Annotated in this window: 13 protein-coding genes; 9 read left to right on the top strand and 4 right to left on the bottom strand. The window is 42.9% G+C overall.

Translation table 11 applies throughout. From position 1 onward, the window contains the following. Window positions 1–3 precede the first annotated feature (3 nt). Genes rsmB through def form a run of 3 tightly spaced genes read right to left on the bottom strand, consistent with a single transcriptional unit; the run spans window position 4 to window position 2,757 of the window. Window positions 4–1,302, bottom strand: a complete 1,299-nt coding sequence (gene rsmB / locus HRU23_09945; protein NRA54454.1) for a 16S rRNA (cytosine(967)-C(5))-methyltransferase RsmB — start codon at window positions 1,300–1,302, stop codon at window positions 4–6. Further along, complete coding sequence (fmt, locus tag HRU23_09940; protein ID NRA54453.1) at window positions 1,299–2,240, bottom strand: methionyl-tRNA formyltransferase; 942 nt, start codon at window positions 2,238–2,240, stop codon at window positions 1,299–1,301. The genes rsmB and fmt overlap by 4 nt, the downstream gene beginning before the upstream one ends. Before the next feature lies 1 nt (window position 2,241). Then, on the bottom strand, window positions 2,242–2,757 hold the full coding sequence (def, locus tag HRU23_09935) for a peptide deformylase (protein NRA54452.1): 516 nt from the start codon (window positions 2,755–2,757) through the stop codon (window positions 2,242–2,244). A gap of 219 nt (window positions 2,758–2,976) precedes the next feature. Between def and HRU23_09930 the strand changes: the two genes are divergently transcribed. From HRU23_09930 to HRU23_09895, 8 genes are all read left to right on the top strand, one after another. Continuing rightward, a complete protein-coding gene (locus HRU23_09930; protein NRA54451.1) occupies window positions 2,977–4,074 on the top strand; it encodes a LysM peptidoglycan-binding domain-containing protein in 1,098 nt (365 codons plus the stop codon). Window positions 4,075–4,243: 169 nt separating this feature from the next. After that, window positions 4,244–5,344 (top strand): DNA-protecting protein DprA, encoded by a 1,101-nt coding sequence (dprA, locus tag HRU23_09925; protein ID NRA54450.1) that lies wholly within the window; start codon window positions 4,244–4,246, stop codon window positions 5,342–5,344. Then, window positions 5,344–5,817 (top strand): DUF494 family protein, encoded by a 474-nt coding sequence (locus HRU23_09920; protein NRA54449.1) that lies wholly within the window; start codon window positions 5,344–5,346, stop codon window positions 5,815–5,817. The genes dprA and HRU23_09920 overlap by 1 nt, the downstream gene beginning before the upstream one ends. Window positions 5,818–6,325: 508 nt before the next feature. Then, the gene (gene cobA / locus HRU23_09915; protein NRA54448.1) at window positions 6,326–7,156 is read left to right on the top strand and encodes a uroporphyrinogen-III C-methyltransferase; all 831 of its coding nucleotides are present in this window, start codon (window positions 6,326–6,328) and stop codon (window positions 7,154–7,156) included. Between the two features lie 52 nt (window positions 7,157–7,208). Then, on the top strand, window positions 7,209–8,165 hold the full coding sequence (locus HRU23_09910; protein NRA54447.1) for a siroheme synthase: 957 nt from the start codon (window positions 7,209–7,211) through the stop codon (window positions 8,163–8,165). Window positions 8,166–8,255: 90 nt separating this feature from the next. After that, window positions 8,256–9,527: an O-antigen ligase family protein gene (locus HRU23_09905; protein ID NRA54446.1), complete on the top strand. Its 1,272-nt coding sequence runs from the start codon at window positions 8,256–8,258 to the stop codon at window positions 9,525–9,527. Beyond that, the gene (locus HRU23_09900) at window positions 9,524–9,988 is read left to right on the top strand and encodes a YaiI/YqxD family protein (GenBank protein NRA54445.1); all 465 of its coding nucleotides are present in this window, start codon (window positions 9,524–9,526) and stop codon (window positions 9,986–9,988) included. The genes HRU23_09905 and HRU23_09900 overlap by 4 nt, the downstream gene beginning before the upstream one ends. 87 nt (window positions 9,989–10,075) lie before the next feature. Further along, window positions 10,076–10,822 (top strand): SDR family oxidoreductase, encoded by a 747-nt coding sequence (locus HRU23_09895; GenBank protein ID NRA54444.1) that lies wholly within the window; start codon window positions 10,076–10,078, stop codon window positions 10,820–10,822. 59 nt (window positions 10,823–10,881) lie between these two features. On the opposite strand, the gene HRU23_09890 is transcribed toward HRU23_09895, so the two are convergent. After that, window positions 10,882–11,454 carry a PhnA domain-containing protein gene (locus HRU23_09890; GenBank protein NRA54443.1) on the bottom strand — a complete coding sequence of 191 codons (573 nt, stop codon included), beginning with the start codon at window positions 11,452–11,454 and terminating at the stop codon, window positions 10,882–10,884. 228 nt (window positions 11,455–11,682) lie between these two features. On the opposite strand from HRU23_09890, the gene HRU23_09885 reads away from it, so the two are divergent. Further along, complete coding sequence (locus HRU23_09885; protein ID NRA54442.1) at window positions 11,683–12,423, top strand: transporter substrate-binding domain-containing protein; 741 nt, start codon at window positions 11,683–11,685, stop codon at window positions 12,421–12,423. Window positions 12,424–12,484: the final 61 nt, after the last annotated feature.

The following is a 12,484-nucleotide window of genomic DNA, read 5'->3' as shown; positions in this document are numbered from 1 at the left end:
TCCTTATATTTTTTTAATCAACTTAGCGTAGTAAAAACCATCAACGTCATGTTCGCCAGGCAATATCTGCCAGCCTGGAGCTTCAGGCGTATCATTATCGTGTAATGGCACTAATTGCGCATCGGTCTGTTGACCTAAAAACTTAATTATTTGTTGATTATTTTCATCTGGCAATACCGAACAAGTGGCATAAATTAGGGTGCCGCCTGGTTTTAATAATTGCCAGCAAGCTTGTAATATTTGCTGTTGCAATAATACCAGTGGGGCAATGTCGCTCTCGCGTCTTAGCCATTTGATATCTGGATTACGGCGGATAACACCGGTCGCCGAACAAGGAGCGTCAAGTAAGATCCGGTCGAACTTTCGATCTGATGACCACCAACTTGCTGGATCCGTACCGTCGCCACAAATTAGCTGTGCAGTCAGACCGATGCGGTCAAGGTTTTCTTGAACTCGTTCTAAGCGTCGCTGATCGCAGTCTAATGCAATAACTTCAACATCTTTAGTTAATTCAAGGATGTGACATGTCTTGCCGCCAGGTGCAGCGCAAGCGTCTAACACTAATTCACCGGGCTGAGCATCGAGCAATTGCGCGGCTTGTTGGGCTGCTGCATCTTGAACTGAACAGCTACCTTGGTCAAAATTAGGCAGTTTGAATACCGGGCTTGGCTGGGCTAATAAAATACTATTATCGCCATATTCACCAGCGCTGGCTTCGATCTCAAGTTCATGCAGCTGGGCCAGATAAGCTTCGCGGCTTTGTTGGCTGATATTGTTACGTAACCACATTGGTGAACGTTGATTGTTAGCGGTTAATATTTGTTGCCAACCAGTCGGGTAAGCCTTGCTTAAACGTTTAATTAACCAACTCGGGTGATTAAACTGCAGTGGGGCTTTACCGGGCATTTGCTCCGCTAATTGCAGGTGTTGGCGTTGTAAATTACGCAATACGCCATTAATTAATCCTTTAATCTTAGGGCGTTTTAAATCGATGCAAGCTTCAACGGTTTCAGCCAATGCAGCGTGAGCTGGTATGCGGGTATGCAATAATTGATAAGCCCCTACGAGTAATAAATAGTGGACTACCCGTTGTTTACCCGTCATTGGTTTGTCCATTAACTTGGTAATGTAAAACTCAAGTTGTGGTAAGTGACGCATAATACCGTAACAAAGCTCTTGTAATAGGGCCTTGTCTTTTGGGTTTTCTAATTCTTGTTGGGCAGCAGGTAAAGCGGTAGCAAGTGATTCGCCTTTATCTAAGACTGCGCCAATGATTTGCGCGGTAACGGCTCGCAAGTTCATAGTAGGTTTCCTGGGGCAAATAAAGCTTTGCGGCTATTTAAAATGTCTGCAGCAGCCATGGCTTTTTTACCTGGGAACTGAAGTTGTTGTAATACAATGGCACCTGAGCCGGTAGCGATGACGATACCTTGTTTGTCGGCGGCAATAATTGTGCCTGGTGCCTCGGTAGTTGTGGTCTCACTAAGCTGGGCTTTCGATACTTTAATTGTCATGCCATCAAGTTCAAAAGTAGAAATTGGCCACGGATTAAAGGCGCGAATGCAGCGCTCAATCAATAAAGCATCGTCTTGCCAATTAATTTTTGCTTCATCTTTCGATAGTTTGGCGGCGTAATTGGTTTTACTTTCGTCTTGCACTTCTGCTGGTAACTTGTTTTGAGCTAACAGATCAATGGCTTGAGTTAAAGCGACAGGACCTAACTCGGCCAGACGTTGATATAACGTCGCACTGGTTTCATCAGGAGCGATATCAAGTGCAGCTTTATACAGCATCGGGCCAGTATCTAGACCTTGGTCCATCTGCATAATGGTAACGCCACTTTGCTTATCTCCAGCCCAAATAGCACGTTGAATAGGAGCGGCGCCGCGCCAGCGAGGCAGTAAAGAGCCATGGACATTGATGCAGCCTAAACGTGGCGTGTCTAAAATTACTTGCGGCAGAATTAAGCCATAAGCAACCACGACCATTAAGTCAGCATTAAATAAAGCAAGCTGTTGCTCTGCTTCAAGAGCCTTAAGCGTTTTAGGCTGAATAACCGTTAGACCATGCTCAGTTGCCAATTGTTTTACCGCACTGGCTTGCAGTTTTTTACCGCGCCCTGATGGGGTATCTTCTTTGGTGTAAACGGCTACGATGTCGTGAGGAGAATCAAGTAATGCTGCTAAGTGCTGGGCTGCAAAGTCAGGCGTGCCAGCAAAAATTATACGCAATGGTTGCAACTTAGCTTTCCTCTTGTGAGTGATGCTTAGCTTCTTTTTCTAATTTTTTCTGGATCCGTTTGCGTTTTAACGGTGATAAGTAATCGACAAATAATTTACCGATCAAATGGTCTAACTCATGTTGTACACAAACCGCTAATAAACCAGTGGCATCAAACTCAAAACTGTTGCCGTCACGATCTAGTGCTTTTACACTGATTTCTTCGGCGCGCTCAACCGTGGCGTAAGTACCAGGTACAGATAAGCAGCCTTCTTCATTTTGAATCGAACCTTTAGTGGCGGTAATTTCAGGATTGATCATGACAATGGGTGTATCACCTTGTTCAGAGCAGTCCATCACTACAATGCGCAGGTGGATATCAGCTTGTGTTGCCGCTAGGCCAACCCCTTTTTCATCGTACATTGTTTCAAGCATGTCATCGACGATGGCTTGAACTTGAGGTGTTACTTGTTCGACAGGTGCCGCAACAGTTCGTAACCGTTTGTCAGGAAAGCGTAAAACATTAAGAATAGACATTAAATTTCTCGAAAATTAAGCACTAACAGAATTAGGCTTGGTATAAAACTATGATATGCTCTTATTTTATACATTTAGCGCTGGCTTTTACAGGTTTATCTGCGAGCAGCTGCTGCTATTTGTAAGGATTGAAGCTAAATCACGCTTATATTGTTTACTGCTTGGTTGGAATGAGTAATGATCAGCTAAATCTAAGCAAATAATACAAAGGATGCTGTAATGAAGCGACTTTTTTTGGTTTTAACTGTTATCGGGTTTGCCTTTGGGGTTAGTGCTGATGTTCTGAAAATAAAATCGGACTCTCCTAGCCGCTATGTGGTCGTTAAAGGCGATACTTTGTGGGATATTTCCGCTCAGTTTTTAAAATCACCGTGGCGTTGGCCTGAAATTTGGGGTTATAACAAACAAATAAATGATCCACATTGGATTTATCCAGGAGATGTGATTTCCTTGGTTTATGTCAATGGGGTGCCGAGATTAGTTCTTGCTAACGGCAGCGGAAAAAAGCAATTGAAAATGGTGCCACACGGCCGGATTATAGATCAACGTCAACCGATCCCGACCTTATCTTTGGCGGACATTGGGCATTACCTAACCGACAACAAAATCGTCTCGGATCGCCAAATTGAAGATCTACCTCTTATCGTCGGCAGTGAACGTTCGACTCTGTTTTACAAGGTTGGTGATATTGTTTATGTCAATCAAGAGCTTCCTGTCGATGGGTTGTATGGCTTTTATAATAAAGGTCGTCGCTTTTCATCGGTCGCAGATGACGATTTTCTTGGTAATGAAATAGAGCTAAGCGGTGTGGCTCGTGTCACTGTCTCTGCCGCGATTAGTCGCCTCGAATTATTATCTACCGCCAGAGCGGTCAAAAATGGCCAAATGGTCATGGCGCTGGCAGATACTGACAGCTTGCCCGCTTATTTCACTCCGCGGCCCGCCGCGATTGATGTGATGTCGACTGTTGTCGCGTCAGCACAGCATTTTCGTGATATTGGCAAGAATTCAGTGGTTATCATCGAAGGGGGTAGCAATCAAGGAATTAAACAGGGCAGTGTGTTTTCAGTTTATCGTCCTGGCACGATTCAGTTAATTGATGGTGATAATCGTGTGCGTGGGCCTCTAGAATTAAGGCGTTATGATCATATTAAAGCCTATTTTGTTAAGCAAAATCAATTAAAGTTACCCGATGTATATCGAGGGAAGTTAATGGTTTTTCAAACGTTCGAAAAAGTCAGCTACGCGTTAGTTATTGAATTAGCTAGTCCGATACGGATTGGCGACGAATTAATTAATCCGCTGGCCGCTCGCTAACTTTTTTAGTCTATCTGCTATAATCTGATGATGGCGTTTACGGTAAAATGTAAGCGCTGGATTTGATATTTAGCTATTGTCTCTGGTCAATTCTTAATGTAGTTCAACTCCACGAAGCCGCTTGGCTTTGATTGTTTTCCATCTTAAAACGATCATTTAAGGAGTCTGAATGGATAAGCTACAGCAGTTGTTAACTCTTGACCTATTGCCTGGCATTGGTTGTTATCGGCTACGACAAAAGCTTAAGGGCTTGTCACCTTTTGAATTATTTAACTGTACAGAATTAGAATTGGTGGCATTGGGCTTTAATGCGCCACAACGAGCGATTATACAAGCGCCTTACCAGCCTGTTATTACCTCCGTTACCACATGGCTCAATGGTGCTGGTAATCGCCGAGTAGTGAGCTTTTTTGACTCTGAATATCCCTCTTTATTAAAGCAAATATCATCTCCTCCTTTATTATTGTTTTGTCAGGGCAATGTTGAATTGTTAACGCGGCCTCAGTTAGCGATTGTTGGCAGTCGAGCACCAACTATTACAGCGCGCGAAACCGCTAAATCATTAGCGCATGATCTAGCTGTTTCCGGCTTAACGATTACCAGTGGATTGGCGACTGGCATTGATAGTTGTGCCCATATAGGTGCTATATCGGTTCAAGGAACAACTATTGCTGTACTAGGTAGTGGTCTTAAGAACATTTATCCACGCTCAAATGGCGATCTTGCTGCTAATATCTCTCAAACAGGTTTGTTGGTATCAGAGTTTTGGCCTGACGTATTACCTAAAGCACCAAACTTTCCGCGCCGCAATAGAATTGTTAGCGGACTGTCATTGGGTGTGGTGGTGGTTGAAGCTGCGCAACGCAGTGGCTCGTTGATTACAGCGAGATTGGCTGCCGAACAAAACCGTGAGGTTTTTGCCGTTCCAGGCTCGGTAAATAACCCCAAAGTGCAAGGTTGTCATAAATTAATTAATCAAGGTGCTAAACTTGTAGCGACTGCGGCCGATATCTTAGAAGAGTTGCCAATAGATAGTTTTGATCTGGCAACAATGGAACATAAGATACATAGCCGATTATCGCCGCAGTCATTGTTACCGTTTGATATCATTTTGGATAGCGTTGGGTTCGAAACAACGTCAATAGACCAAGTTGTTGAACGTAGTAAGATGTCTATTGAAATCGTGCTGCAGCAATTACTGACGTTAGAATTGGCTGGGCTTATTGTTTTGGGATCCGGTGGTTATATCCGTATTTCAGGAGGTGGGTAATGTTTAAATGTCTTATGTATTTATTTGAAAACTATATTCATAGTGAGCTCAATGTAATGGCTGATCATAAATTATTAACTGATGAATTGACCGGAGCCGGATTTCAAAAAGATGAAGTTTTTAAAGCTTTGGCCTGGATTGAACGCTTAGCTGGCATGCAAGACAACAGGGATAGCTCGCTGTTGATTAACAAGTCGGTTTCTTCGATTAGGATCTATACAGACCGTGAAGCGTTACAACTTGATATGGAATGTCGTGGCTTTTTACATTTTTTGGAACAGGTTGGCGTATTAGCACCTGAAACGCGTGAAATGGTAATAGACCGAGCGCTTGAGATTGAAAACAGAGCTTTTTCGGTTGATGACTTAAAATGGGTTATTTTAATGGTGTTATTTAACCTGTCAGGAGAAGAGCAAGCGTTTACTCAGCTTGAAGGGTTAATGTTTGATGCCGGTGGCGGAATAATGCACTAGTGTAAGTGACTATCTCACCCCTAAAACACTCTATTTGAGTGTTTTTTGTTTTGGGTGCTTTGTCTTTCCCAGTTATTTATTTCATCTGCCACCAACAGATTCCCTAATCATCGCTATTAATCTCAGTGTATAGCTTGCATGGTATGATTATTGCTATAATTAATCATATGGTGATATTTAGTCAACGCGAAAATTTGTGCGTTATGCCTTCGTTTCAGTGAGTTAGCAAGAGTTGTGTAGTGGTGGTATCAAGTTTTTAATTTATCGACGCCCCGTAATAGTGCAAGTCGCACCAACCTAGGCTTAAGCAATCGCCCTCGATTATATATCAGTTTTAGGTCGTTATTTGAGAAAGTAAGCGTTGAAATAGCCTGCTGTAATAAAAATTCACTGAAAATTAATAACTAATGAATTAACGGTCTTAGGCGTAGCGAGCATTACATAATATGCTATGACCTATTAAGTCAGAGCACACCCGCTACAACCCCGAAGTAATAAGAGAAGCGTCATGAGTAAAACAATCACAAAAATAGCAATGAAAGGGGTTTTACAACCAGGGGAAGTTGCCTTGGTCGGTGCTGGGCCTGGCGACCCTGAATTATTAACCATTAAAGCGTTACGTTTTATTGAGCAAGCCGAAGTGGCTATTTACGATCGCTTAGTCAGCGATGAAATTATGGCGCTATTACCAGACCGTTGCGAAAAATACTATGTTGGTAAAAAACAAGCCAAGCATTGCGTGCCACAAGATGGTATCAATCAAATGCTCAGCGACCAAGCATTGCTCGGTAAGCGAGTGTTGCGGCTAAAGGGTGGTGATCCATTTGTGTTTGGCCGTGGCGGCGAAGAGGTGGAACATTTGCTGGCGCAAGGCGTAAATTGTCATGTCGCGCCAGGCATTACCGCGGCATCGGCTTGTACAACCTATGCTGGCATCCCATTGACCCATCGTGGAGTCGCCCAAGGCTGTACTTTTATTACCGGCCACTTACAAAATGATGGTCAGCTAGATTTACCATGGCAAAGCCTCAGCAGCAGTTCTCAGACAGTGGTCTTTTATATGGGCATCAATAGCCTCCCAACTATAGCGAAAGAATTAATGGCACATGGTCGCGGTGCTAATACTCCGGCAGCCTTAATTCGTAATGGCACTAGGCATAATCAAGAAGTTTACCGAGGTACTTTAGCGACACTGGCCGAGCTGGTTGAGCTGCATAACATTAAGCCGCCAGCGCTGATTGTTATTGGTGATGTGGTTGAACAATTTGAACCACAGCAGGTAGGGAAATTAGGTTATTTTAATGCAACGAAACCGCAAGTTCAGCAACAGGCTATTTAGCCAGTCGTTAACAATATAGCTAATAATTGGCTCAGATATTATAGGTAGTAATGTGCAGTATTTTCCAATCTTTGTCGATGGTGAGCAGTTAAATGTATTGGTTGTTGGCGGGGGTGAAGTAGCAACGCGCAAAGTAGAATTAATCCTTAAAACGCCAGCGAAAGTTACCGTCGTCTCGCCGCAGCTATCATCAAGCTTAAAAAGTTTAAATCACCAAGGCAAACTTAATTATATCAATAGTGATTATGATAAAGCCCTGTTGGCGGGTAAGCAGTTGGTGTTTGTCGCCACGGCAGATCATGAAATTAATCGGCAGGTTAGCCTAGATGCTCGCGCCGCTGGTGTTTTAGCTAATGTCGTGGATTCACCTGAACTTTGTCACTTTATTACGCCATCGATTGTTGATCGTTCGCCAATGGTCTTTGCGATTAGCAGTGAAGGCAAGTCTCCGGTTTTAGTGAGATACTGGCGTGAAAAGCTTGAAACGCTGGTGCCGCAAAATATGGGACGAATCGCGACATTTGCTGGTGAAAAGCGTAAGCAAATTAAACAGAAACTCGATAGCGTGACCAAGCGTCGCAATTTTTGGGAGCTGTTCTTTTCCAGCTCGCGTAGCGAGCAGCCGCAACAATTGGAAAGTTTTTATCAGCAGTTAATCGCGCAATCAGACAATCAACAGCCAGTTTCTGGCGAGTTGTATGTCGTTGAAGCGCCACAACAGCCTGATTTGTTGTCCTTGGCTGCATTGCGGCATATGCAAAAGGCTGATATTGCCGTTTATGATGACCAGATTAGTAGTGCTGTGCTTGAATTAATCAGGCGCGACGCTGACCGTGAGCTAGCTTCAGTGGATATTGACACTCAAATTGAGAGTTTATTGAAGCAAGGATTACGGGTGTGTTATTTATCAACGACACCTGCCACCAGCCAAGCTCCATTATGGCGCAAGTTTAAAGCAGCCAACTTTAGCGTTGGTTATTTTTCTGCCGCCGCTTTGTTACCTGATTAAGAGGAAACTAGTTATTACTCGTAAAAAAAGCTAATATTCGCCGCCTCAGAGTTCTCTGATACCTTGTAATGTCTGCTATATGGAATCGTAATGTCTACTTTAATGGAAACTACTTCGGCTGAACCTGCTACGGCTAATGTGCATGAGCGAATTTTTAATTTTTGTCTAATTGGTTATGCCTTTGTGATGCCGCTTTCGCGGGCTGGGCTAGTATTTTTTAGCATACTGATTATTTTATTGTTTTTATTTAAACCGGGCAATCGAGCTCAATTATTTCAACTCAAACAAAATAAAACCTTTGTTGCTTTCGCCTGTTTGATTGGTTTTTATGTGTTGTCATTAACATGGATTAAGCCAACCAATTGGCCTCAAGCAATTGACTATATCGGTAAGTATTGGTACTTATTACCGGGGTTCATTTTAGGGTTAAGCCTAAAAAAATCACAGATACTAATCTTGTTAACGGCCTTCTCGTGCGGAATGTTCGCCAGTGAAATGATCTCGTATGGGATATTTTTTGAGTTGTTTACTTATAAAAATGTGCCACCGAGCAACCCTTCGCCCTTTATGAAGCACCTTGAGTACAGTATCTTTTTATCATTATCAGCCTTACTGGTGTTAAGTCGGATACTGTTTGAAAAATCTAATAAATATAAGTTACTCTATTTGTTATTTTTCACTTCATTGACCATCAATTTATTTATTACCGGTGGCCGCAGTGGCCAGTTGGCGTTTGTGATCTCGATTGTGGTGTTGTTTATTCTTCATTTCGAGAACAAGCTTAAAGCGTTGGTATTATCGACATTATTTGGCGCTATTATTTTAACGACAGCTTACCAAACCAGTGATTTATTCCATCAGCGAATTAATGCGGGAATAAACAATGTCAGCAGCGTGATTGAACAGGACGATTTTTGTTCTTCGTGGGGCAATCGGGCTGGTGCGTTAGTTGTTGCTAAAGATATTATAGTTATTCATCCATTAATCGGGACTGGCACGGTTGATAACATTGATTTATTACGTGAGATAATTGATGTCAAATATCCAGAGTTTAGTTGTTTGCGCTGGTTTATGCATTTCCATAACCAATACGCCCAAGTGGTAACTGAAATTGGCCTAGTTGGTTTAGCATTGTTTTTAATGATGTTTTATCGTATCTATCAAATTCCGTTGCAAGACCCACTCTTTGTGGCACTTAAGGTTATGTTTTTAAGTGTATTTTTAGTTGGCTTTATCGCCGAGCCCTATTTACACAAACAATTTACCTTAGGTTTATTTTCCTTGATCCTTGGACTGCTGTTGGCACAAAGTCGAGTCGAAGCTGAGGCGGTAAATTTAGTGGTTGGAGATAATAAACGATGAAAATTTGGGTTGATGCCGATGCCTGTCCAATCGTTATAAAAGACATTTTATATCGAGCGGCCCATCGCGCTAAAATTGAAATGATTTTGGTCGCCAATCAAGTGCTGCGAGTACCGCCGTCGCCGTATATCAAGACCCTTAAAGTTGATAGTGGCTTTGATGTCGCTGATGATGAAATAGTATTGCGGCTGACACCGGGTGATTTAGTGATCACCAGTGACATTCCTTTAGCGGCTGAGGTGATCGAAAAAGGGGGGCAAGCCTTGAGTCCGCGTGGTGAGCTGCATACAACGGAGAATATCAAAGCGCGACTTAATATTCGTGACTTTATGGACACCATGCGCGCGAGTGGCGCCCATACTGGCGGACCGCCACCGTTAAATAAGGCAGATCGTCAGCAGTTTGCTAATCATTTAGATAAAATTATTGCGAGATTTATCGGACAGGTTAAGACCAATTAGAATCATTAACTTGAATTTTGGTGGTTTCTTTGTAACGCATTGAAATTTAATCAATACAAATATAATTAACTAAGCAAGGAGTCTAAAATGCAACAAATCGCATTAGTCACTGGTGGTAGTCGTGGCATTGGCGCGGCAACAGCATTGCTGCTAGCAGAGCAAGGTTATGATCTGTGTATTAATTATAAGAGTAACCAGCAGGCGGCTCAGAAGCTGCAACAGCAAATATTAGCGCTAGGTCGTCGAGTGATTATTTTTCAGGCCGATATCTCCAATGAAGCGGATGTGGTTCGGTTATTTAATGCGATTGATAGTGAACTGGGCAGCATAACAGCCTTGGTTAACAATGCTGGAATTTTGCAGCAACAAATGCGGGTTGAAGATATGACCGCGCAGCGGATTAACCAGATCCTCACGACCAATGTGACTGGTTACTTTCTATGTTGTCGTGAAGCCGTTAAACGGATGTCACTTAACAACAACGGTCAGGGTGGGGCAATTGTTAACGTCGGTTCGGTCGCTTCACGACTTGGCGGTGCCAATGAATATGTTGATTATGCGGCGTCAAAAGGAGCAATAGATACGTTAACCACTGGTTTAGCGCTAGAAGTTGCTGGTGAGGGAATTAGAGTGAACTGTGTTCGTCCTGGCTTAATTTATACCGAAATGCATGCCGCTGGTGGTGAGCCGGGCCGAGTGGATCGAATGGCACCTTCATTGCCGATGGGGCGTGGAGGCCAACCAAGCGAGGTTGCTCAAGCGATAGTCTGGTTATTATCGGAGCAAGCGTCATATGCTACCGGGACTTTCGTTGATTTAGCTGGTGGGCGTTAAACAGACCAAGCCTGCATGAACATGCTGACTTGGTCGTTACGGTAAAGAGAATAGCGTTATTACATTTTTTTGACGTACTGAGTCAGGATCACAATTCTAGTACCGTTAACACGTCCTTCGATATGCTCTGGATTTGAAGTTAATGAAATTCCACGTACTGGAGTACCGCGTTTGGCGGTAAAGTTAGCGCCTTTAACCACTAAATCTTTAATTAATACCACATTATCACCAGCACTTAAGGTTGAGCCGTTACTGTCAACATGTGGTTCGTCTAATTCAACTTCAGCACTGCCCTTATTTGCCCACTCAAGCGTTGCATCGTCAAGATATAACATATCTAGTAAGTCTTGAGCCCATGCTTCTCCAGCCCCAATTAAACGATTTAGCATACGATAAGCCATTACCTGAACGACCGGCACTTGACTCCACATACTGTCGTTAAGACAACGCCAATGGTTAACGTTTAGGGCATCAGCTTGCTCGATCTCAATTTTACAGGTGTCACACAGTAAAATACATTTATCAGAATGAGCCTCTGTCGGCGGTACCTCAAATACTGATAAGTTATTGGCACTGGCGCATAATTCACAGGTTGAATCACTACGTTGTTTTAACGCGGTTTCAATAGACATCTTTAACTACCTTAATCTAAGAGCAAACAAGTAGGTGGGTATTGCTCTGGAAAACATCGCCGACGGCGATAACAATGAGCCTTATTATATCAGTATTATCAATGCCGGCAGTAGCTTTGTTGATTCACAATAATCAACAGAGACGACACAGCCCAATAATTGAGGTAAATCAGAGTAAATCCTTGCTTAGGGTGTTGAGATAAACCAAATGTATACTACACTTTCAAGATGAAAAATCAGTATAAACTTTGGTCTTGCAGCCTATTAATTACTTGGCAACTTTCAGCACAGTCATTGAGTTTAACGACCAGTTTACCGCCGTTTGCCCCTTTTTATGTTGATGCCAATAAGGATTGCCGGGGCGTAGGCGTTAAAATTCTTGATCTTATCACCCGGCAAACGGGGGTTCATTTTGAGATTGAGAGCTATCCTTACGCCCGTATTTTAAAGGCCTTAAAGTCACGTAAGTTAGACGCAGCATTAATATTTAAGAACAGGATGTTGCGTGATGATGTTTATTATGTAGGGCCGGTGACAACATCGCGGATATTAGTGGTAAGTCTCGGTGAGGCACAATCGCAATCTTACCTTGATCTCAAGCAATTACAGAGCATAGCGGTGATTAGAAAGGCGCAATATCAAGTCGACTTTGATCAGGATCGCGAGCTAAATAAAATCTATGTCGAGAGCTATCAGCAAGGGTTGAAAATGTTGAAGGTTGGCCTAGTAGAAGCGATAATTGGCTCTGAACTTGGCCTGAGTTATGCGATGAAGCAACTGGCGATCAATCCAAGCATATTAAAACAAGCTTACCATCTTGGTAATAAAGAAGCGTGGTTGCACCTATCTAAGACCGATAACCACAGAGCTTTAATTTCGATATTACAACAGGGCGTTGATCGGATATATCGATTTAACTTAACGGTTGAAGTTTATCGTCAGCAAGTTGAGCAAGGCTGCTATCCATGAAGATTAAGGTACTGTTGTTGCTATGAGGGGCGAGCCCTCATAGCACTGGCCAATATATAAC

It is taken from the genome of Gammaproteobacteria bacterium, from assembly GCA_013214945.1.
In the GTDB taxonomy this organism is placed as follows: domain Bacteria; phylum Pseudomonadota; class Gammaproteobacteria; order Enterobacterales; family Psychrobiaceae; genus Psychrobium.
This window is presented reverse-complemented; position numbering and strand designations above follow the sequence as displayed.

Excerpts from the sequence above, each read along its gene's own strand:
- HRU23_09920 (NRA54449.1), top strand. The coding sequence starts at position 5,344 with ATGTTTAAATGTCTTATGTATTTATTTGAAAACTATATTCATAGTGAG.
- HRU23_09885 (NRA54442.1), top strand. The coding sequence starts at position 11,683 with ATGAAAAATCAGTATAAACTTTGGTCTTGCAGCCTATTAATTACTTGG.
- dprA (NRA54450.1), top strand. The coding sequence starts at position 4,244 with ATGGATAAGCTACAGCAGTTGTTAACTCTTGACCTATTGCCTGGCATT.
- cobA (NRA54448.1), top strand. The coding sequence starts at position 6,326 with ATGAGTAAAACAATCACAAAAATAGCAATGAAAGGGGTTTTACAACCA.
- HRU23_09900 (NRA54445.1), top strand. The coding sequence starts at position 9,524 with ATGAAAATTTGGGTTGATGCCGATGCCTGTCCAATCGTTATAAAAGAC.
- HRU23_09895 (NRA54444.1), top strand. The coding sequence starts at position 10,076 with ATGCAACAAATCGCATTAGTCACTGGTGGTAGTCGTGGCATTGGCGCG.
- HRU23_09930 (NRA54451.1), top strand. The coding sequence starts at position 2,977 with ATGAAGCGACTTTTTTTGGTTTTAACTGTTATCGGGTTTGCCTTTGGG.
- HRU23_09905 (NRA54446.1), top strand. The coding sequence starts at position 8,256 with ATGTCTACTTTAATGGAAACTACTTCGGCTGAACCTGCTACGGCTAAT.
- HRU23_09890 (NRA54443.1), bottom strand. The coding sequence starts at position 11,454 with ATGTCTATTGAAACCGCGTTAAAACAACGTAGTGATTCAACCTGTGAA.
- def (NRA54452.1), bottom strand. The coding sequence starts at position 2,757 with ATGTCTATTCTTAATGTTTTACGCTTTCCTGACAAACGGTTACGAACT.
- rsmB (NRA54454.1), bottom strand. The coding sequence starts at position 1,302 with ATGAACTTGCGAGCCGTTACCGCGCAAATCATTGGCGCAGTCTTAGAT.